The sequence below is a fragment of the Chitinophagales bacterium genome, from assembly GCA_016787225.1.
Classification (GTDB): domain Bacteria; phylum Bacteroidota; class Bacteroidia; order Chitinophagales; family JADJOU01; genus CHPMRC01.
This window is the reverse complement of record JAEUUY010000030.1, coordinates 74,060-95,625: the sequence shown is the minus strand read 5'-3', so window position 1 is coordinate 95,625 and position 21,566 is coordinate 74,060. Positions and strand designations below refer to the sequence as shown.

Annotated in this window: 25 protein-coding genes; 2 read left to right on the top strand and 23 right to left on the bottom strand. The window is 36.1% G+C overall.

Translation table 11 applies throughout. The features are described 5' to 3' along the window. Positions 1-5: 5 nt before the first annotated feature. Together JNL75_11900 and JNL75_11895 are read left to right on the top strand one after the other, a co-directional pair. The gene (locus JNL75_11900; protein MBL7790523.1) at positions 6-1,184 is read left to right on the top strand and encodes a thiolase family protein; all 1,179 of its coding nucleotides are present in this window, start codon (positions 6-8) and stop codon (positions 1,182-1,184) included. 64 nt (positions 1,185-1,248) lie between these two features. Next, complete coding sequence (locus tag JNL75_11895; GenBank protein MBL7790522.1) at positions 1,249-3,063, top strand: acyl-CoA dehydrogenase family protein; 1,815 nt, start codon at positions 1,249-1,251, stop codon at positions 3,061-3,063. 26 nt (positions 3,064-3,089) lie between these two features. Here JNL75_11895 and JNL75_11890 read toward each other — a convergent pair whose 3' ends face one another. The 23 genes from JNL75_11890 to JNL75_11780 form a co-directional block, all read right to left on the bottom strand. Continuing rightward, positions 3,090-4,271, bottom strand: a complete 1,182-nt coding sequence (locus JNL75_11890; protein MBL7790521.1) for a hypothetical protein — start codon at positions 4,269-4,271, stop codon at positions 3,090-3,092. Positions 4,272-4,379: 108 nt separating this feature from the next. Further along, positions 4,380-4,766 (bottom strand): hypothetical protein, encoded by a 387-nt coding sequence (locus tag JNL75_11885; protein ID MBL7790520.1) that lies wholly within the window; start codon positions 4,764-4,766, stop codon positions 4,380-4,382. Positions 4,767-5,006: 240 nt separating this feature from the next. Then, complete coding sequence (locus JNL75_11880; GenBank protein ID MBL7790519.1) at positions 5,007-5,153, bottom strand: hypothetical protein; 147 nt, start codon at positions 5,151-5,153, stop codon at positions 5,007-5,009. 31 nt (positions 5,154-5,184) lie between these two features. Continuing rightward, a complete protein-coding gene (locus JNL75_11875) occupies positions 5,185-5,844 on the bottom strand; it encodes a hypothetical protein (protein MBL7790518.1) in 660 nt (219 codons plus the stop codon). Between the two features lie 66 nt (positions 5,845-5,910). Then, entirely contained in the window at positions 5,911-6,543 is a 633-nt protein-coding gene (locus JNL75_11870; protein MBL7790517.1) for a hypothetical protein, read from the bottom strand. A gap of 128 nt (positions 6,544-6,671) precedes the next feature. Continuing rightward, positions 6,672-7,289, bottom strand: a complete 618-nt coding sequence (locus tag JNL75_11865) for a threonylcarbamoyl-AMP synthase (protein MBL7790516.1) — start codon at positions 7,287-7,289, stop codon at positions 6,672-6,674. Beyond that, positions 7,282-7,692 carry a putative toxin-antitoxin system toxin component, PIN family gene (locus tag JNL75_11860; GenBank protein ID MBL7790515.1) on the bottom strand — a complete coding sequence of 137 codons (411 nt, stop codon included), beginning with the start codon at positions 7,690-7,692 and terminating at the stop codon, positions 7,282-7,284. The genes JNL75_11865 and JNL75_11860 overlap by 8 nt, the downstream gene beginning before the upstream one ends. Next, entirely contained in the window at positions 7,689-7,901 is a 213-nt protein-coding gene (locus JNL75_11855) for a hypothetical protein (GenBank protein ID MBL7790514.1), read from the bottom strand. The genes JNL75_11860 and JNL75_11855 overlap by 4 nt, the downstream gene beginning before the upstream one ends. Before the next feature lie 36 nt (positions 7,902-7,937). Further along, positions 7,938-8,384, bottom strand: coding sequence for an acyl-CoA thioesterase (locus tag JNL75_11850; protein ID MBL7790513.1), 447 nt, complete (start codon positions 8,382-8,384; stop codon positions 7,938-7,940). Between the two features lie 15 nt (positions 8,385-8,399). Then, positions 8,400-10,811: a M1 family metallopeptidase gene (locus tag JNL75_11845; GenBank protein MBL7790512.1), complete on the bottom strand. Its 2,412-nt coding sequence runs from the start codon at positions 10,809-10,811 to the stop codon at positions 8,400-8,402. Between the two features lies 1 nt (position 10,812). Further along, a complete protein-coding gene (locus JNL75_11840) occupies positions 10,813-11,418 on the bottom strand; it encodes an outer membrane beta-barrel protein (GenBank protein MBL7790511.1) in 606 nt (201 codons plus the stop codon). Positions 11,419-11,490: 72 nt separating this feature from the next. Next, positions 11,491-12,522 (bottom strand): thiamine-phosphate kinase, encoded by a 1,032-nt coding sequence (gene thiL / locus JNL75_11835; protein MBL7790510.1) that lies wholly within the window; start codon positions 12,520-12,522, stop codon positions 11,491-11,493. Positions 12,523-12,593: 71 nt separating this feature from the next. After that, a complete protein-coding gene (locus JNL75_11830; GenBank protein MBL7790509.1) occupies positions 12,594-13,640 on the bottom strand; it encodes a hypothetical protein in 1,047 nt (348 codons plus the stop codon). Between the two features lie 68 nt (positions 13,641-13,708). Then, a complete protein-coding gene (locus JNL75_11825; GenBank protein ID MBL7790508.1) occupies positions 13,709-14,311 on the bottom strand; it encodes a hypothetical protein in 603 nt (200 codons plus the stop codon). Beyond that, complete coding sequence (locus tag JNL75_11820; GenBank protein MBL7790507.1) at positions 14,298-14,807, bottom strand: RNA polymerase sigma factor; 510 nt, start codon at positions 14,805-14,807, stop codon at positions 14,298-14,300. The genes JNL75_11825 and JNL75_11820 overlap by 14 nt, the downstream gene beginning before the upstream one ends. A 116-nt stretch (positions 14,808-14,923) precedes the next feature. Beyond that, entirely contained in the window at positions 14,924-16,171 is a 1,248-nt protein-coding gene (locus JNL75_11815) for an MFS transporter (GenBank protein MBL7790506.1), read from the bottom strand. A gap of 112 nt (positions 16,172-16,283) precedes the next feature. After that, complete coding sequence (locus tag JNL75_11810; GenBank protein ID MBL7790505.1) at positions 16,284-17,090, bottom strand: TIGR00266 family protein; 807 nt, start codon at positions 17,088-17,090, stop codon at positions 16,284-16,286. Positions 17,091-17,138: 48 nt separating this feature from the next. Beyond that, positions 17,139-17,639: a dihydrofolate reductase gene (locus JNL75_11805; protein ID MBL7790504.1), complete on the bottom strand. Its 501-nt coding sequence runs from the start codon at positions 17,637-17,639 to the stop codon at positions 17,139-17,141. 90 nt (positions 17,640-17,729) lie between these two features. Then, entirely contained in the window at positions 17,730-18,080 is a 351-nt protein-coding gene (locus tag JNL75_11800; protein ID MBL7790503.1) for a four helix bundle protein, read from the bottom strand. Between the two features lie 170 nt (positions 18,081-18,250). Beyond that, positions 18,251-19,306: an endonuclease/exonuclease/phosphatase family protein gene (locus JNL75_11795; protein ID MBL7790502.1), complete on the bottom strand. Its 1,056-nt coding sequence runs from the start codon at positions 19,304-19,306 to the stop codon at positions 18,251-18,253. Beyond that, positions 19,275-20,204, bottom strand: a complete 930-nt coding sequence (locus tag JNL75_11790) for a phosphoribosylaminoimidazolesuccinocarboxamide synthase (protein ID MBL7790501.1) — start codon at positions 20,202-20,204, stop codon at positions 19,275-19,277. The genes JNL75_11795 and JNL75_11790 overlap by 32 nt, the downstream gene beginning before the upstream one ends. Then, complete coding sequence (locus JNL75_11785) at positions 20,185-21,153, bottom strand: PhoH family protein (GenBank protein ID MBL7790500.1); 969 nt, start codon at positions 21,151-21,153, stop codon at positions 20,185-20,187. Before JNL75_11785 ends, JNL75_11790 begins: the two co-directional genes overlap by 20 nt. A gap of 21 nt (positions 21,154-21,174) precedes the next feature. Continuing rightward, on the bottom strand, positions 21,175-21,381 hold the full coding sequence (locus tag JNL75_11780; GenBank protein ID MBL7790499.1) for a hypothetical protein: 207 nt from the start codon (positions 21,379-21,381) through the stop codon (positions 21,175-21,177). Positions 21,382-21,566: the final 185 nt, after the last annotated feature.

The window sequence follows — 21,566 nt, the reverse complement described above, 5'->3', positions numbered from 1 at the left end:
CAGAAATGGAATCATATATCGTATCAGGTTATAGAACCGCTGTAGCAAAGGCCAAAAGAGGTGGGTTTCGATTTACTACCCCCGTAGATTTGGCAGCGAATGTCATTAATCATATCTTGGCGCAAATGCCACAATTGGATCCTAATCGAATAGATGATCTTATAGTAGGCAATGCCGTACCGGAAGCGGAACAAGGATTGCAAATGGCACGCTGGATTTCGCTGCGGTCCAATCTCCCTGAATCTGTCGGAGGAGTTACGGTCAATCGCTATTGCGGTTCAGGAGTAGAAACAATAGCCATGGCTAGTGCTAAAATCAAAGCGGGTATGGCGGATTGTATCCTCGCTGGAGGTGCAGAGTCCATGAGCTTAGTTCCTACGACAGGTTATAAAATAGCTCCAAACTATGACATTGCCATTTCGCATCCTGATTATTATATCGGCATGGGGTTGACAGCTGAAGAGGTTGCAGAGAAGTATGGTATATCGCGAGAAGATAGCGATGCCTTTGCCTATCAGTCTCACCAGAAAGCAATCCAAGCGATTCAAGAAGGAAAATTTAAGGACGAAATCGTACCGATAGAAGTAGAAGAAGTATTCTATAAAGATGGAAAAAAACAAAGCAAAAAATTCATAGTAGATACCGATGAAGGTCCTCGTGGAGATACCACGGTAGAAGCTTTGGCTAAGTTGAAGCCTGTATTTAAAATGGGTGGACAAGTGACAGCAGGTAATTCTTCGCAGACGAGCGATGGTGCAGCTTTCGTATTAGTCATGAGCGAGCGAATGGTCAAGGAATTGAATTTAAAACCTATAGCAAGATTGGTAACCGCTACCACTGTAGGAGTCGATCCACGTATCATGGGAATAGGTCCAGTGGCAGCTATACCGAAAGCATTGCAGTTGGCAGGGTTAAAATTATCGGATATCGACCTAATTGAATTGAATGAAGCCTTTGCTGCGCAATCACTGGGTGTAATGAAAGGGCTTTCAGATTTGAATCCTGAAATCATCAATGTGAATGGGGGTGCATTAGCACTAGGGCATCCACTGGGATGCACCGGTACGAAACTGACCGTTCAATTGATCAATGAAATGCGACGAAGAAAAAACAAATACGGAATGGTCACGGCATGTATCGGAGGAGGACAAGGAATCGCAGGAATTTATGAGTTTTTGAACTAGGTATTGAGGTAAGGATTATCAAGAATTTATACAATTAATTATTAACGAAATAAACGCAATCAATATGGACACCATCGAAACCAAAAAAACAATACTCAAAGGCGGAGAATTTCTCGTGAAAGAAACAGACCCCCAAGATGTATTTATCCTCGAAGATAGAACTGAGGAGCAGCAGGCATTTATCGATGCCGCCAACGAATTTATCGACAAGCGTATCGCACCAAATTTCGACGCTATTGAGCATAAGGAATTCGACAAAGTGGTTACTCTGCTAGAAGAAGCGGGAGAACTGGGCTTGCTCGGTATGGGTATTCCAGAAGAGTATGGTGGCATGGGGGCTGACTTTAGCACAGACTGTATGGTATCAGAAGGCTTTGGTCGAGCACAATCCTTCAATGTAGCTATTACAGCACATATGGGTATTGGTACATTGCCAATTTATTATTATGGTACAGAGGCACAAAAGAAAGAATGGTTACCCAAACTTGTGAGCGGACAAGCCAAAGCTTCATATTGCTTGACAGAGCCAGGCTCAGGAAGTGATGCCTTGGGTGCTAAGTCAAAAGCTGAATTGAGCGAAGATGGCAAGGAGTGGATTATCAATGGTCAGAAAATATGGATTACAAATGCAGGTTTTGCGGATGTATTTACCGTATTTGCACAAGTACAAGAAGATGCTCGACTCGAAAACAAAAAGGGTTTTACAGGATTTATTATTCCCAAGGGAGTTGCTGGTTTGAGCTTAGGTGCAGAAGAACATAAAATGGGTATCAATGGTTCATCGACTCGTCAAGTTTATTTTGAAAATGTACGCATACCGGTAGAGAATGTGCTAGGTGAAATTGGACATGGACATAAAATTGCCTTCAATGTATTGAACATAGGTAGAATCAAGCTAGGGCTTTTGGCTATAGGTGGTTGTAAGCAGGGTATTGTGTCGGCTTCGACCTATGCGCTGGAAAGAACACAGTTTGGTTTGCCGATAGCTAAATTTGGTGCTATTAAGCACAAATTAGCAGAAATGGCGATTCGCACTTATGGTTTAGAATCTGCTTCATACAGAACGACCGGACTTGTCACCGAAAAAACCAATCAACTGATCGAAACGGGCATGGATCTGGCACAGGCAAAGATAGAAGCAGCCGATGAATATAGTATCGAGGCAGCTATATTGAAAGTCTACGGCAGCGAGACGGGCGATTTTGTCTGCGATGAAGCGGTGCAAATCTTTGGCGGTATGGGATTCAGTGAGGAGACCATTGTGAGCCGTGCCTACCGAGATAGCCGTATCAATCGTATCTTCGAGGGAACGAATGAAATCAATCGACTCCTCACCGTGGGAACGATTATCAAACGAGCCGTAAGAGGCAAAATCAATGTCATGGCACCTGCCATGGCAATACAGCAAGAATTGATGTCGATACCGAGTTTTGAGGCAGAAGAAGAAACCACTTTGTCCAAAGAATTTAATGCGATCAAACAAGCCAAAAAAGCCATTCTGATGATAGCCGGAAGTGCCGGACAGAAGTATGGTGAGAAGATACAGAAAGAACAAGAAATCATGATGTATCTCGCCGATATGCTGATTGAAGTATTCGTGGCCGAGAGTGCACTCTTACGCACAGCTAAATTGATGTCTGTCAGAGGAGAAGAAGCCTGTGCTCTTCAAATCGATGCGACCAAAGTCCTCATCAACGATATGGTCGATAAAATCAATATCTACGGCAAAAATGCGATAGCTTCCCACGCCGAAGGCGATATGGCGCGCATGATGATGATGGGTCTTAAGCGATTCACTAAATACGAACCATACAACACCATAGCCGCCCGCCGACGCATAGCCGATAAGGTGCTAGAAGGGAAGGGGTATTGTTTTTAGGAAGGGATAAAAACTAAAAATAAGCATTAGCTACGATAAGCAAAATTGGTTTTTAAAGTTTCTAGGGTAGTTTTTATGTATGGAGAAATATTATTACCAAGTGCCTTAATTTTAATTACAGGAAAATCTCCGGAATAATTTCTAAGTATAAAACAAAAAATATAGTTTTTAGGAAAGTTTTCCTTAATATAATCTATGACAATTCTTTCATCAAAAAAAGATTCAAGAGGAAAAAGTGGAAGCTGTATATTGGTATTGATTTCATTGTCAATGAAGAAAATTTTATTTTCATATTCTGAATTTATATGTTGTAAATTTTTGTAATCTAAGGACTTAAGCAATTTTGCATTCATAATAGCCTTTGTAAAATTTATTGATAAATGCATCTGAATTTCACCATTAATAGTTTGAAACTTCAAATATTGCTTACCATCAAATGAGTTAAAAAAATCATTGCCTAAACTTGAAGAATTTGCAATTAAAATCTGTACGGAGTCCTTTTTATATTCTATTGGCAAATAAATAGATTTAGAAGTATTAATGTTTAGTATAATTTCATTAAGTGTAATGTCAATTTCATTAATTGTATCGAAGTAGTTTTCGTTTACCTTATCAATTATCAATATCCCAACAAGATTTATGTTTGTTGAATTTTTTTTTAAATTATTGGGAATGGTCTCTTGAATTAAAGTTGACAAAACTTTTAATTCGTTAAAATTTTTACTGTGTAGTTTTCTACATTCGCCTAAAAATTCAATGTCATTAATTGTAAAGACTGCGTCTAACGGTTTGGATTTATCTTTGGGATTTTTCTTTAAAGAAATTCCATTATAATCTAATATGTTAGCTACATATAATTCAAACAAAATATCTCCTAGCTGTCTTGAGTCATTATGCAGGCTCTTTAACTTTTTAGACATCCCATTACTAAATAGAGATTTATTCTCTAAGATGTGTGCAATTTCAATTAGAGCAAAAATAGTTCCAGAAATTTCGAAATTGGCTAATAAATAATATAACCAAGAGTCATTCTTAGCTTTTTTTTCACGTTCATTTTGCATATCAAAATAATCGAGACCAAAATGTTTTTTCAAAGTTTCATAAACAAAAGAAATTTGGTTTCTATCATATCTAGTTTTCGGATAAATACTCAAAAATGAAGTTTTCGATATTAATTCACTGTTCCATTTTTCAAGTAAATTACTCATATTTTAATTATTTTTTAATCATATGTTAGTCAATTAGTTAACATATATTTTTTTTAATACATTTCCTAAATTGAAAACAGATTCTTTTTATATAATCATATTTGATCATTAATTATTTAAGAAGGGAAGTGATATTGCCTTAAATATTTTTTTAAAATTGGCTAGCATATATAATAGAACTATTGGAGTTTTAAATGCAACTATTAAGATTATTAATTTAATTAAGCTGACCAAATCTTGAAAATATGGATAAGACTCCTTACATATTTTAATTTTGTATTCTCTATCAAGTTCAGTATTTAATGCCTCAAAATGATTAAAGCTATTTGATTTTATCGTGCGCAATTCTATGGATCTAAGTTTTTTCGAAACAATACAGATAGTGCATCTACAATTTCTAGTTTGAGAGCAGTCATCTGGCTTTTCAGTAACTAAATTTTTATTTTTTTTGGAAGAAAGCGATTTAGATTTGCGAACATATTTTTTCTTTTCCATATATTCATGGCTTTTAAAAATGAAAAATAGATATGTTCTTCGCTAACGTTGACGAATGCAAAAATAAGCTAAGTCTAAATAATAGTTTTGCAATTTTTTGCACATTTAAGGTATTATAATGCACTATAATAAATAGAAAATCAATGATATATGAAGGCGTTAGTTTGTAATGTTTAAAACAGCCTTAATGATTGCAAATTGCAGATTATGGATTAGAAATAAATGATGAGGAATGAACAATTAAATTACATGTACCCACATCCTATTCACTCCTTCTACCTCTACATTTTTATCAAAAGTATCATCCATATTAAAATTGGCTTTCGGTATAGTGGAGATAAGGGTATTCCAGAAAAGGATTTCCTCAAGGTAAAGTAGGATTAACATAATTAGATAACCAAAACCGCGCTAAATTCAGCTATTCTGTTTTATCTGTATTTTCAGTGGATTTGTTAGTTTGAGAGGCTGATTTTAGACATTCTTCATACTCTTCAGCTATCATGCCTATATCGTCTCTTTTTAATATTTTAGCTTGAATTTTACCTACTACCTTAGGGCACTCTTTGAATATATCTGCTAGAGCTTTTTTACCCCAATTAGACTCCGCAGATTCAGAATCAGACGTACTCGTGTTATCACTATGTTTGATAGTAACCCAATATTTTACTCCAGTTACGTTGCCTCCTCCATTGAGACTTCCTCTAAACCTTAAATATTCACCAACTACCATTACATGCTGACCCTCAAATATGACTCTTTTAAAAATATCACCAAGGTTATAATCCATACTATGCTTAACTAACATCCTAATTTCAATGCCATCCAAATTAAAACTAAATTCTTTGATTTCTTTCGGAGTCAATTTTTTTTCTATACCATCTTGTACAGATATTATCTCTTTCTGAATTTTGAGATATCCCCCTCCAATAGCATATTGGCCTCTTTCTAGTTTATCAGGTACACGAAAAGTAGTTTGAATAGTGTCATTTTCCAAAGTAATATAATAGCCAGGTACTTCTATACAAAATAGATAGGTTGAGATTAATGTGAATAAAGAGATTAATGCAAACTTTAACATGAACTTATGGTTTTATTGTTCGATTCAAATATAATTAAATGCTTGTGGAGTTTATAAAAAAAATATTTAGACAATGCTTACCCACATTCGATTCACCCCCTCTACCTCTACATTTTTCTTAAAAATATCTTCCATATTGAAGTTTACTTTCGGTTGGGTGGGGATAAGGGTATTCCAAATCAGTATACCCGAAGGGGAGAGGCGGGTTTTGAGTTGCATCCAGTAGGCTAGGTTGTTTAAAAATTCAGGACATTGGTTATCGATAAATAAATCCACTACGATAAGGTCGTAATTGGAATCGAGATCTTTTAGATTCTCCGCTGAATCTGAGACAAATTGAATATCGCCTAAATCATAGTATTGATCGAGCCAATGAAGTATTTGTGCATTATTTTCGTAAGCTGTTACTTTCCCTAGGCATTTTTTCGCTTGGAGGAGTTCGACCACGCTCCCCAATCCAAAACCGAGGACTAAGGTGTTTTCATATTTTTTTTCATACACCCCTAGGTGATGAAAAGCCTGATGAAAGGCTTGTTTAAGTCCTTCATTGGATTGATTGGCATGGGTAGAATCCAAAATAAGTTTGTTTTTGGATAAAATCAATTCTAAGTAATATGGCTCATGGCTTTTTTCTATTGTTACGGGATAGAAATAACTAGCAAGTTTGAGATAGAAAGGAAAGGATTGTTTTAGTTTCATTTAATTTGCCACAAAGACTCCAATATTTTCAACACAAAGCTAGCAAAGGTTTTCGCAAAGGACTCAAAATCATTTTCAAATTAATTCATTTTCAAATTGAATCATCATCACATCTTCTCATCATCACATCAATCCAAAAACTCCCCAGCACCTTCTCTTTTGATTTCGTAAGGAGATTGTGTCAAATCTACAATAGTCGTAGGTTGTTCGCCGCAGATTCCGCCGTCTATGATTAAATCTACTTTGCCATCATAGAAATCGAATATTTCTTCCGCAGTAGTTGCATAAGGACTGTCATGTTCTATTTGAATACTAGCAGAAAATAAGGGTTGATCCAGCTGTTTAATCATTTTGATCACCAATGGATAGTCCGGAATACGAAAGCCAATGGTTTTTTTATTATGCTTGAATATTTTACTTGCTTCTTTATTCGCCTCGAGGATAAACGTAAACGGACCAGGCAAGTACTGCTTGAGTATGCGAAACTCTGCGTTGGAAACTTGCTTGGCAAATTCACTCAAATGGCTATAGTCAGAGCAAACGATAGAAAACTGTGCTTTGTCTTCTTTGACGCCCTTGAGCTGACAGATCCGCTTAAAGGCTTTTTCACTGTGAATACTTGCCCCTAATGTATATACACTATCTGTGGGATAGATGATGACACCATCTTTTTCGAGAACATCGATTACTTGCTTCAGTCCGCGTTCGTCAGGTTTTTGCGCATCAATTCTTAGGAGTTTAGTCATTATTAATTATGGTTAGAAATTCACTAAGAGGTATTACATTCACTCGAGGAAATTCTATTTCTTTTAAAACTTGAAAATGCTTATCATTGGTTACTAAATAGTCTGCGCCACTAGAAATTGCCAAATCAACGAATTTATTGTCACTAGCATCAATTTGAATAAGATCCCATTTAAAATAGGGTTCTTGAAAAACGATATTAGTTGAATTTAAAAGTCGACTTAGAACATATTCGGCAGTATCTTCACTATAAAATTCGGTCAGTACTTCCTTATTTTTAAGATAAATTTCATTACTGATAACCCAATCAAATTTTAACTCTTGAAAAACTAAATATAAGTTATAGGCTGGTCGTTTTCTATTGATTGATTCTAATAAACAATTAGTATCTACGAATACTTTCATGTTTTTTCCAGGAATTCTTCGTAATCTTTATCTGTAATTCCTTTTTCTATAATTACCCTATCTACCTCTTCTAAAATCATTTTATCATAGTAATCTAAAAGTAACTTTCGAATATCAATAATATGCTGTTCCCTTAGCGGTCTATTAAACATCTTTAATAGCATAAGCTGAACATCATTTAATTTAGTAAGTTCATTGACCGTACTCATATTCTTCAAGTTACTGCAAATTTACAAAAAAACTAATTATTTTTTACAAGCAAAATAATCTTTCTTCTCGAATGCTTCCCATTGTTGAACGATGCGCTCAGGTATGGGAATGGTCCTCTGATTTTTCAAATCGTAAAATACTTGTGTGGTCTGACCTGTAGCCGCCAATTTTTCAATACCATTGCGCTCAAAGGTGATGGCATAATGGAACTCAAAACTTTTTTCTCCTACATTGGTGGTTCGAAGATAAACTTTAATATCACCTGGATAGAAAAGGGGTCGTAGATAATCTACTTTGACATTGGCTATTATGAATTGGTCTATAGCCCAATCCCACTGATTCACATCGCGACAATAGTAGTATCGAGCCGTCTCAAAATAGGTGAGATACACTGCATTATTGACATGCCCAAACTGATCAATGTCTTTCCAACGAAGCTGAATGGTTGTATGAAAATTAAAGGGAGCCAGCTGAGGTATCATGGATAGTAATCTTATTTATTTTTCACCTAGGAAGCCTTGAAGTTTTGTAAGCGTATAATTTGGCTCGGCGAACGGATAATCTTGAATTGCCTCTTCAAATATTTGCGGTTGCTTTTCCTTGATTTTTTTCAAGAATTCTATACTATTTCCTTTGATGCCAGGGTGAAAATAAAATGCACCTTGTATCATAGATTTGGCTATACTAATATCCATAATTTCCTTTTCCATAAGGAAAGTAATGGCAGGCACTCGCGAGCGAAATTCGTTACTCTCAGAGGCTAGGAATTTGAGTTTCTCGATAGAGGCAGGGTGCAGAGTCTTAAGTGTACTGTCTGCTACTATGGTAGAATGGTAAAGATAAGTGAGATTGTTCATGATTCCTGATTGACCTTCTATTTTCTTTAACCAAGTTAATTTCTCTGCTGGATAGAGTTCTATCAATTTCTGAACAGCTATTTCTATATTGACATAAGAGGAGTCATTCAGTCTATCGATCAATAAATTTTTAATCAACTCATCTTTATAATTTACAGAGCGAATAGCGGTTCTTCTTACCTGCACATGCGGATCTGTGAGTCCATGCGTCAGTAGGTCATTTGCACTTTCATCTCCACTACTTTTCGCTGTTTGATCTAAGATTTCATTTTTTATTAAACTCGATTTTTCTTTGTGGTAAACATCAACATAGGTTTTGCTCTTATCTTTCCATTCGGCAGTGCGCAATTTTTCTATTGCCTCCAATCTACCAAAGGTCTTAGTGCTTTCTAGTGCGATTTTTTTCAAGCTATTGTCATCATAATCATAACTAACTTTTCTCAGAAATTCCATATTCTCATCTAATAAAACCATTGTCACTGCCGCATTTTGCTCTAGTGGAATTTTGAAAGTATCCATGTTATTTTTCAAAGTCGTTTTAGCATATTGAATCGTACCATTTTTATAATAAATGGAAACAGTCATAGGAAGTCTGAAATGGCTCACCGTGGCATCTGTTAAATGAATTTGCTGGGTGGTTGCGATTAATTCTTTACCATTCACCGTATATTTAAAGGAAATAACAGGCTCGCCGCCTCTATGAATCCACTGATCAAAAAACCATTTGACATTGCGTCCTGTAGCTTCATATATAGAAGCTACTAAGTCATTCGTCTCTACGTTCTGATGATAAAATCTATTTAAATAAAGTGCAATGGATTTTCTATAATTCTCATTCCCTAATTCATTGCGGAGCATATCGAGCACAAAACTGCCCTTAGGATAATGTCTCGATGAACCCGAAGCGGTATGAGCTACAGGCAGTGAATTAGACCTTCCCGCTCCGAAAGAAGCTTCTAATTCTCCTTTTCGAATCCAGTCAAACATATCTTCTCCCTTGAGGAAATGAAGGAATTTTTTAGAGTAATGGGTGGCATAACTTTCGTGTAACCAATGATGCGGAGTGCTTCGTTCTGTGATAAGATCACCAAACCACTGATGTGCTAGTTCGTGCGCATTAACTGCCAAATATCCTCGCTCCTGCTGCCCACGCCAGTCTTGGTGCATATAATCTGCAAATATAGTCGATGAGGTATTTTCCATAGCACCATAGAGAAAATCTTGCGTAGGCACATTTCTATAAATCTTTCCCCATGGATAGCGCACTTTGATTTCATCTTCAAACCAGTCCATCATCACTTCACTGTGCTGATAGGTGGGCTCGAAATATTCTGGCTTATCGTGATAATAATATTGTTCTAGGGTAATGCCACCTTTTGATTTTTGATTTTTAAATTTATAGTCTCCGGCTGCTATCATGGTGAGATAGAGCGCATGTGGGTGATCTAGCTTGTAGGTCCAAGTTTTTGTTTTATCAGAATTCTGTGTAGTAGATATTAAATTGCCATTAGATACTACAGGATATTGATCATTGAAGGTGACTTTGGTGGTCATGCGAAGAAGGTTGGCTACATCGTCAAAACCAGGAATCCAATGTCGATTGTCTATACCCTGCCCTTGAGTCCATATCTGCCGATAAGCTTTGGTATTGGGATTATTCCAGTTCAGAAAATAAATGCCGCGAAGCGGATGGCAGTAATAATCAATAACCATTGAATTGGTGTCAGGTCTATTTTTAGGAAGAAAAACGGTTATTCCTGCACTATCAGCTCTGAATTGGACTTTTTCATTATTGATGGTAATGCTATTGACGCTAAATTTGATGGCATCAAAGAAAAAACTATCGATTTCTTTTCGCAAATAGACAAACTTATAATTCGCTTTTCCCTCTACCTTTCCCTCTTTTTCTTTTAATCGAACCTCTAAGACAAGGTCATAGGGCTTAATATTTTTCTCACGTGTAGTCCCTTGGTCGTAGTGATAGCACGTGGGTTCTTGAGCGGATAATTGCGCTACCAAAAAGATAGCAATTGCTATTGATTTAAATTTCATTTTACTTATTATTATATGAAGGCATATACAACTTCAATCCAAGTTGCGCATTAAAATTGTTAATATCGACTTTACTACCAATATTTTGGTATCTACCAATTATTGAAATAGCAGCCATTTTTGTTAAATTGGATTCAAACCCAGCACCTATATGATATGTAATTTTAGCATCACTAATATATTTTGCAATGTTCAAATTATAACCTATTCCATTTCTATTCAGTAAACACAAACCTATACCTAAATCACCAATCAACTTCAAATTACCTTGAGATCTTAGTCTTAAAGTGACTGGCAAATCAAATTGAGAATAAGAATAGGTTATATCTCTTGGATTTTTGGGATCAATCATTTCAACCGAAGCATAATTGAATTCAATTACTAATGCAGAACTTTTGCCTAATAATCGCTGGTATTCTATTCCAAATATTTGACTGCTAGATTCCATTGGATTTAGAGAAGTATCTGCGGTGAACTTATAAGTTGTTCTTTGTAATCCAGTCTTCAAACCTAGGCTGTATCTTGATTCTGCTGAGTCACTATTTTGAGATATAGAATTGAAGCTTAAAGCTAAAAATAATAATGTTAAAATTAAATTTGCTTTCATAAACCACATATGTATTGACTTTTTTTAGACTTTTAAGTGTAACAAATGTAATAAATAAATGGTTTTAGACATTTAAAAACTCACCCAACCCTGTGCTTTCAAGTCATAAAGGCTTCCTCCACGGGTTTGAAGTTTCATGCCTTGACTAGTATCCGTGATCTCACCTATGATAGAAATGCCTTCATTTTTTTCAATAACATCTCTGTCTTTAGGGTCAATTGTAAATAATAATTCATAATCTTCACCTCCACTGAGAGCGCACAAGGTAGGGTCCATATTGAACTGCATAGCCTGTTCATAGGCGGTTTGATCTATAGGAATAGATTTTTCTTCTATGATACATCCCACCTTAGATTGACTGCAAATATGCATCAATTCACTGCTTAGACCGTCGCTAATATCTATCATTGAATGAGGAAGTATATTTTCTGCATTGAGAAATTCTATGACTTTTTTCTTAGCTTCGGGCTTGAGTATTCGCTGAATTAAATACGAGTTGGATTCATTAATCTCTGGTTTCATATTGGGGTCTTCGAGATAGACTTGTTTTTCTCGCATCAATATTTGCAAGCCTAGATAAGCCGCCCCTAGATTACCTGTAACGCAGATGAGGTCACCGACTTTTGCTCCATTTCGATAGACGATTTTACTTTCTTCTGCTTCGCCTATTGCCGTGATAGATATCACAAGACCTTTCAATGAGCTAGTAGTATCTCCACCTATCACATCTATCCCATAATGATCGCAAGCGAGGTAAATTCCTGCATAAAGCTCTTCTAGAGCCTCTACCGAATAGCGGTTCGAAACTGCAATACTCACAGTGATATGCTTAGGTTTTCCATTCATAGCATAGATATCTGAGACGTTAACTACGACTGCTTTATACCCAAGATGTTTTAGTGGAGTATAGCTCATATCGAAGTGAATGTCTTCTACCAAAAAATCTGTGGTTATGAGGGTTTTTAATCCATTATTTTGAATTACGGCACAGTCATCCCCAATAGATTTAATGGTGTCCTTCGTGGTTTTATTCCCTTTGGAAAGGTGTTGTATCAATCCAAATTCGCCCAATTGGCTTATTTCTGTTCGTGATGTAGTGGTCATTTGTATAGGGTTGTTTTATGCCACGAAGGCACAAAGAAAAAACTAGATTTCCTTTTGACTTTTTAACAAAATTATTTCAATTTAAAATTAATTTTCACAGGTTGATGATCTGAATATTTAAATCCTAGGTCTAGACCTTTGCAGAAGTTTGATTCTATATTCTTTGATATCCAGAAAAAGTCAATGACAGTTACAAAGGTCTTCTCAGGGTGATATGGCTTGTCATTTTTTCTGTTGGTTGCAGTCATGCTATCATAGATCCATTGACCACCATTTGTCAGAGGCGCTACATTGGTTTGAAAATAGTCTCCTTCCTTGCCCGCAGCCAACGTATTATACTTAAAATCTGGTGGGCATTGATTCCAGTCACCTCCGCAGATAATATAGTTTCCTTTGGCATCCTCAGCGTCTAACAAACCTTTTAAATATTTCATCTCCTCTTTTTTCAATTTTCCAGAGTCATCATAGGCGCTATTGTGCACATTGATGACGACCAAATCCTTTCCGTTTACTAAATTAAAATACTGAATGAGCAAGCATCTTCTAAGAAAAAACAGCTGCTTTGGAAAACCAAAATGACCGGGTAATTGATGGCGTTCTACTTTGTATGGTTCAAATTTTGACAAAGATAATAGTCCACTATTGACTTTCCCCATAGGCTCGGTCCATGGCTGAGGAATATAATTTACTTTATAGTTAAATGCGAAGTGGGCAAAAGGATTTGACTGGTGTGTCTGGGCTTTTAGAAAGGAAACTTGGTCTAGATAATAACTGCGCTTGGAGTGCGAATCTACTTCTTGTAGCATGACAAAATCTATCGTGGTATCTCCCAAATTATTGACTATTCCATCGAAATAATTATTGACTACTTTCTCATCTGGATTCATCATTTTACCTCCATCATAGAAAAAGTCTGATTCCGCACCAAGACCTGCATAGCCGATATTCCATATCAGAGCTGAGAATGAATCTTGTTCTAATTGAGGTGCTGCATCATTAGCGTATAATACCTCCACTAAAGGTGGGTCGTAATAGGTCAACTTAGCATATACAATGCAACCTATAACGTAGCTCAAAGGAATCAACAATAAGAATCCCAAAATCTTCCAATAACTCATAAGCTATTTTTTTTTGGGTAAAAATACTAAGTTCCCATGAACTAGGAGCGATGAATTCACTTAGTTGACTATGAGTAGAATTGTGATTTGATATACTCTAGCTCCTTGAGATATTTACCATAGAAGTATTTTATCCATATTTCACAGAAAATAACGACTAGAATAATGGCTATGGAAGTAAAAAAAATTATTAACCAGAGCAAGGGAGTAGTTATAGTTTCGATATAGTCAAAATTAAATTTAAATCTATAGAGTAAAACCGCTGGAACTAGAAACACAACGAGTGTATAATTATAACAGCGATATAAGTTTAAAGCGACTCTATACTCAGCTATAAACTCAACTAAGTGCATGAACGAATTCGTTGCTTGCTTCATACCACCTCTATAAATTTTATAAAACAAAACATGATAAAATATCGTCGTCATTACCGTTAAGTTTAGTGCTAGGTATATGAATATATGTATCAATTTATTTTTTATTGGACTTAATATTGGTATTGCGATAAGGGACAGTATAAATATCCACGTAGCGATAAACTCCCATTTCATCATAGTCCTCAACTTGGATAATGGATTGGACGTTTTCATTTTTTCAAGAAAGTCTTCTTTAAATTTTTCATTTTCTGCCGACTCTTGCTTCCAAAAAACTTTGATATCATCTAGCTCCATGTTGTTTATTTTTTAATATGATTGACTTAATTTTTTCTTTAGTTCTATGTAGTTTTACTCGAGCATTGACTGCGGATATCCCTAGTGTTTCTGCTATTTCATTATGTGATTTATCTTCGAGGTACATATAGATGATAGCTTTTTCTATTCTGTCCAAATATTGAAATGACTGATAGAGCAGCTTCAATTTATCTTCCGTTTCGTCTGCCTCATCGATATATTTTTCCTGCCATTGGTTGTATTCTATAACTTTCTCCGTCTCCTTTTTTCCCTTTTTAAAAAATAAAATAGCCGTATTCAAGGCTACACGATATATCCAAGTAGATAACTGGCTTTGATTTCGAAAAGAATCAATCGAACTCCAAAGTTGATACAAAATCTCTTGACGCAAATCTTCTTGGTCATTGATATCATCGCAGTAAACTTTAGATACCTTGTATATTATGCCTTTATGAGGTTCTATGGCGTCTATAAAATCCTTTTCCTTGGAGGTCAAATCCTAGTTTTTAGTAGTTAGTTGGAAATTTAGTGGAAATGTTACAGTATAATTTTGTAGGAACACGCTTCGAAGCGTGTTCGTGCTGAACGCGCCTCTAGGCGCTTTCCTACCAATCAATGTATAAAATCCAATTCCTTATCAAATCCATCCTCTATCATAGAGGTGCCAAATACCGCCAAAAGGAAGCAAATAAAACAAAGGAAGAAAGCAATTTGAATCATTTTGGCTTCTGGCTGAGCCGTAAAATGACCGAAAATTAGGGTGATAGGAACGACAGTACCTCGCACAAAATTAGGAACGGTAGAGCTTGTAGTAGCACGTAAGTTGGTGCCAAATTGCTCTGCGCTATTGATAACGAATAATGCCCAATACCCAGTGCTAAAACCAAGAATATACGACATAGTGTAATAAAAACTTGGCTTTTGATCCGTGGTGAACATAAAGACACAACTGGCAAAAAAAGCGAAGCTTAGATAAATATAAATAACAGTTTTCCTGTTTTTCAATAATTGACTCAATATACCACTTACAATATCACCGCTAGAAAGACCAATATAGGTCCACATGATACAAATTGGTACTTCGATTTGTATGCCGCTATTTTTTAAGGCAAATCTATCTCCCAATTGAATCAGAACACCGACGATAAACCAAATAGGAATACCAATCGCAATACAACTTATATATAGGTTTCGCAACTTTGTAGTAGAAAGAATCAACCAAAAATTTCCTTTAGATACAGACTTTTCTTCTTTTATTTTTTCAAACATCGAACTTTCAAGATTACTTGTTCTCAAAACTAGAAGTCCTAATCCCATGACTCCGCCTATTATGTAGGCTATTTGCCAATTTTGAAGGGAGGTATGGAAAATATTATTGACAAAACCACCCGTATTGCCGACCATGGTAGCAAAAACACCTCCTAGGGCTCCAAAAGTAACTATGAGCATGGTGCCAAGCCCTCGTTTGCCTTTTTCTATCGTTTCAGAAACCATAGTGACTCCCGCGCCGAGTTCACCAGCTAATCCTATTCCTGCTAGTAGCCTTAAAACCTTGTATGTATTAATATCCGTAACGAAAGCATTGAGAATATTGGCTATAGAATACATGAGAATAGAACCGAAAAGCACCATAACTCGTCCTCGTTTATCGCCTAATATGCCCCAAATGATCCCTCCGATAACCATTCCTCCCATTTGAAAATTAAAAAGAGAAATCTCATAAGGCTTATAGGTAACCTCATCATATCCAAGAGCGAATAAGCTTTCCTTTTTTATAATACCAAATAATATCAAATCATAGATATCTACGAAATATCCTAGCGCTGCTACTATAATGATTAACCAAGCCTTTTTTGACATAAGGCTACAAAATTAGCTAATAAAACTTAAGTCTAATTCGAAACTCGTTATTATAAGATTTATTAAGAATTTGAAAATTGCTTAATAATCAATCCAATAGATAATATTTTACCTATCTGTCGCCACCTATGAGTTGCCCTAACCCACCAAGTATGCTGCCTTCTTCTTTAGAACCGCCTTGCTGTGGTGCATAAGAGAAAATACGGGAAGCGAGTCTTGATATCGGTAAAGTTTGTAACCAGACGGTTCCAGTACCACTCAATACGGCATAAAATATACCCTCACCACCAAAAACCATATTGCGAATGCCTTTGATACGCTGAATATCATAGTTTATCCCGTGGGTAAAGCCTACGATACAACCGGTATCTACCTTCAGCACCTGTCCGGGTTGTAGTTGAAACTCTTCTACATGACCTCCAGCATGCATAAATGCCATACCATCGCCTATAAGTTTCTGCATGATAAATCCTTCTCCTCCGAATAGACCTGTGCCTAGTTTTTGTTGAAATTCGATTCCAACCTCTACTCCTTTAGCAGCGCAGAGAAAAGCATCTTTTTGGCAGATAATTTTACCTCCCAATTTATACAAATCAAGGGGAATTATCTTTCCTGGGTATGGTGAAGCAAAAGCTACCTGTGATTTCTTGTTGCTGACATTGGTATATGCTGTCATAAAAAGGCTTTCGCCTGTAAGCAGTCGCTTGCCTGCATTGAGTAGATTGCCTAATACGCCTGTATTCTGAGCCTGTCGAGAACCATCTCCAAAAATGGTCTGCATCTCTATACCTTCACGCATATACATAAATGAGCCAGCTTCGGCTATGACGACTTCATTAGGGTCTAGCTCCACCTCTACATATTGTAGCTCTGAGCCTACTATTTTGTAATCTATTTCGTGGTCTTGAATATTGTTCATTTTTTTTAATTTGATTATTAGTTGATTTAGTAGGTAAAAGGTTACATTTTAATTTCTATGATAACGTACCACCTCAAAATCATACTCATTCTTCTCATTTTTTGAAAAGCTATGCAGAACTTCTCGTGTCCATTCTTCATAGTTGAGTTGAGGGAAATAGGTGTCACCATTGATATCGACCTTAACCTCCGTGGCATATACGGCATTGGCCAGTGGTAAGGCTTGCTCATAGATACTTCCTCCACCTATGATATAAATTTCATCTTCAGTTTTCTTTAGAGCATAGATCGCTTCTTCTAGTGATTTATACCAAATTAAATTTTCATGCTCCTCAATAGGCTCTTGACGACTAATAACAACATTTTTTCTATTCGGTAATGGTCGAAATTTTTTAGGCAGTGATAAATAGGTATTCTTACCCATTACAACAGTTTTACCGTTCGTTTGGTTTTTGAAAAATGCCATGTCATCTGCTAAATGCCAGAGAAGGTTGTTATCCTTGCCTATAGCGAGATTGGAGGAGTAGGCGACGATGATGTTAATTTCCATTTTTTATGTGATGATGAGCTGATATGATGATATGAAAATTTTACTAATGAGGGATTTAAAAATATGTCGATGACGAATTAGACTTTCAATTTAAGATTTCTCCCTCTTCTTCAAGGTTGATATAATTTTATTTAATAGCTTTAAAATGCTTGTAATTTGAGTTTCTAACAATGCTACATTGGGATAGCTAGCTGAATATTTACACAAACTAATCCAATAGTCGGTTTCTTCAGCTTCTTTGGCAGCAATTTTTAGCTTATGTATAAAATCTGCTCGACTTTCACAATTTTGTGCTTCTCTGACATTTGCTCCTATTGATGTTCCAGATCTAAGAAGCTGCCTAGCTATTACATATTTTCTATTTTCTTCCAAAATTTCACAATAAGAAATAGTTTCAAGAGCAAAGTTAAAACTAAGTTTTACAATTTCATTTTCTTTCATTTAAATATGTTTATTGAGTAAAATTAAATTAACAAAAAATTCTCCTATAGGAACAAAATCAAATTAATGACATAAAAATTAAATTTATTAGTTTTTAAATTATTTTATCTTCAGACCATAGAATCTCTTCTTCATCATCTCATCGTCTCATCTGCATATTGTCATATCAGCTATTTCACCTTTTTCCTAAATACTAAATACGTCGGAAAATGATCCGAATAACCACCTTGGTAAATATCGCCATTATAGGTTCGAAAAGGATAGCCTTTGTATTGACCGTCCATCTGTAGCATATAGCTGCGACTAAAAATAAATCCACCACCATAGATTAGGGGATTATCAGCTTGCAGTGCAGCAGGGGAGACTAAGATTTGATCAAACAAATTCCAAGCATCAGCATAGGCTAGAGTTCCTATACCCTTTTTGAAATAATCATAAAATGGATTAAAAAATATGCCATCTTTGGCCTCTTCTTTTTTACCAGAAGATTTGAGGCATTTGACTACGCTAGGACTGGTTGGATCATCATTCAAGTCACCCATCACTATAATATTGACATTAGGACTTTGCAGAAGAATGCTATCGGTTTTTGCTCGCATAAATTCTGCTGCTCGGCAGCGCTTAGGCATAGACACTTCTTCTCCACCTCGGCGGCTGGGCCAGTGTGCGACCATGATATGAGTTTCCTCTCCCATAAATAAACCCTGTACCCATAATATATCTCTAGTCTTGCCTTCTCCGAGGTCTTCCATATCGACATAGATTTTATCTGATTTCATCACTTTGAAATATTTAGGATTATAGAGAAGACCTACATCCACACCACGTGCATCTTTCGAGTCGTAGTGTACTATTTTATAGTTTCGATTTTTAATGCCATTTTGCAAACATAAATCGCGCAAAACACTTCTATTTTCTATCTCCGCCACACCCAATACTGCTATTCCATCTGGGCTATGGTCTGTTCCCATTTCAGATAAAACTTGGTCGAGCTTGGTTAGCTTATCTTTATAGACTTCGCCTGTATATCGTCTGGTGCCTTCAGGAGTAAATTCTTCATCTTGTACCATATCTTGATCTATGGTATCATAAAGATTTTCCAGATTATAAAACCCAATAAGGCCAATATTGAATTTATCTTTATCCTGAGCGGTGAGCTTATGCTGACAGAGAATTATAAGTAGTATCGAAATACTACGAATAATATTTTTGGTAGAAATTGTCATATGCTAATTGAATTTTATGGAGATTAAATTCTTTAGATTCTTTGACAAATGGAGGCTCAATTAGTTTATTGTAGAGCGCAATATATTTATCACTAATCTCGCTTATCCACTCTTTGTGCATGACTGGGATTTGGTCGCCTTGGCGTCCCATGAAGTTATTTTCAATGAGCCATTGTCGTACAAACTCTTTGGACAATTGACCTGGATTTTCACCTTTTTCAAATTTTTCATGATACGTATCCGCTATAAAATAACGCGAACTATCGGGTGTCAAGATTTCATCAATTAAGATAATCTCTCCATTTTTCTTTTTCCCAAATTCAAATTTAGTATCGACCAAAATAAGATTTTTTGAAGCAGCATATCGGGTGCCAAATTCAAATAAATCGAATGCATATTTTTTGATCAATTCCCATTCTTCCTTAGATACAATTCCCTGTTTGAGTATTTCATCTTCAGAAGTGTTTTCATCGTGACCAGCTGCCGCTTTGGTCGTAGGAGTGATGATAGGTGAATCAAGCTTTTGATTATTTTTTAATCCATCGGGTAATTGAATACCACAAAAATTTCGTTCACCTGCTTCATAGGCACGCCACATGCTGCCAGCTATATAGCCTCGCACTACAATTTCTATAGGTATAGTCGGTGCTAGATGTCCATAAGCCACATGACTATTAGGTGTATCGATAAGCCAATTAGGGACTATGTCTTTGGTGTTATTTAAAAAATATGTGGATATGCCATTCAGCACAGCACCCTTGTATGGTATGGGTTCAGGTAGAACTACATCAAATGCAGATATTCTATCTGACACCACAATAAAAATATATTCATCATGGGAGTAAACATCCCTTACCTTGCCACGGTAGTATTGTGTATTACCTTGAGTTTTTATCATGGCTTTCGGCATTATTTTCAAAGGCGCTAATTATTTTAGCTACCAATCTGTGTCGTATAACATCTGCATTGGTTAGTCGTACGATACCTATTCCTTCTATTCCATCTAAAATTCTCAAGGTAAACGGCAAGCCGCTCTGCTGAGTTTTGGGTAAATCTATTTGTGTGATATCACCGGTGACTATGCATTTAGCGTTAGGACCTATGCGTGTCAGAAACATTTTCAACTGCATAGAAGTAGCGTTCTGTGCTTCATCCAATATGATAAAAGCATTATCTAGCGTTCGACCGCGCATAAAGGCAAGAGGCGCGACCTCAATAATACGAGTCTCTTTGAGCTGAGTCAGTTTATCAAATGGAATCATATCTTCGAGTGCATCGTAGAGCGGGCGTAAATATGGATCCACCTTTTCTCGTAAATCACCTGGCAGAAATCCTAAGTTTTCTCCAGCTTCTACGGCAGGTCTAGTGAGGATAATTCTCTTTACTTGTTTTTCTTTCCAAGCCTTGACTGCCAAGGCAACTGCGGTATAAGTTTTTCCTGTACCGGCTGGTCCTATGGCGAATAGGATATCGTTTTTTAGGTTCTGCTCTACCATCACCTTTTGATTGGGGGTGCGAGCGCGCACCACATGACCGTTGTTTCCATAAACGATAACATCCCCAGTGGGTTTGGCTAGATATGCGGTATCTGGAGTCTCACTAAGAGTAATTCTCTCAATATCCTTTAAAGTGATATCTTGATATTGTTTTATATGCTCAACAATTACTCGCATTTTCAATTCGAACTGCGCAATTTCTTCTTCTTTACCTGTTACCTTAATTTTATCCCCTCTGAAAACCATTTTCAGCAGTGGAAAGGCTTTTTTTAGCAAATCAAGTTTATTGTTATTGACTCCATATAATACCAATGGATCTATATCTTGTAAAAGTATAGTACTCTCTATCATAATTGAATTAAATAAGGAAGATTAGCGTCTGAGTAAGCCAAGTCTGTGTGGTCTTCTGGTGGTAGTTCTGTATGAGTTACGCTTTACCTTGGTAGCTCCGACCTCTCTACCCGAAACTCCGCTGGTTTTTTTTCTTGCTTCATCATTACAAACAGTAGAGTAAGTGGACGCTTTCTTACATGAAGTCTGAATGCAAAGTAGAATAATAATTAAAAAAATGTATTTCACCGTTTACTATTATGGATTAAACTCTTAATTTATAACTACAAATTTATTGAAAATTGGGTCTTTTTCCTATTATTTTTTTGTGAATTCAGTTTTTATAGGCTTTGTAGACGATTCAATTGAAATAATAATCCACATTTTAGCTTGGATTGAAATTTATGTAAAATGCAGAAAAATAGTTGATTAAG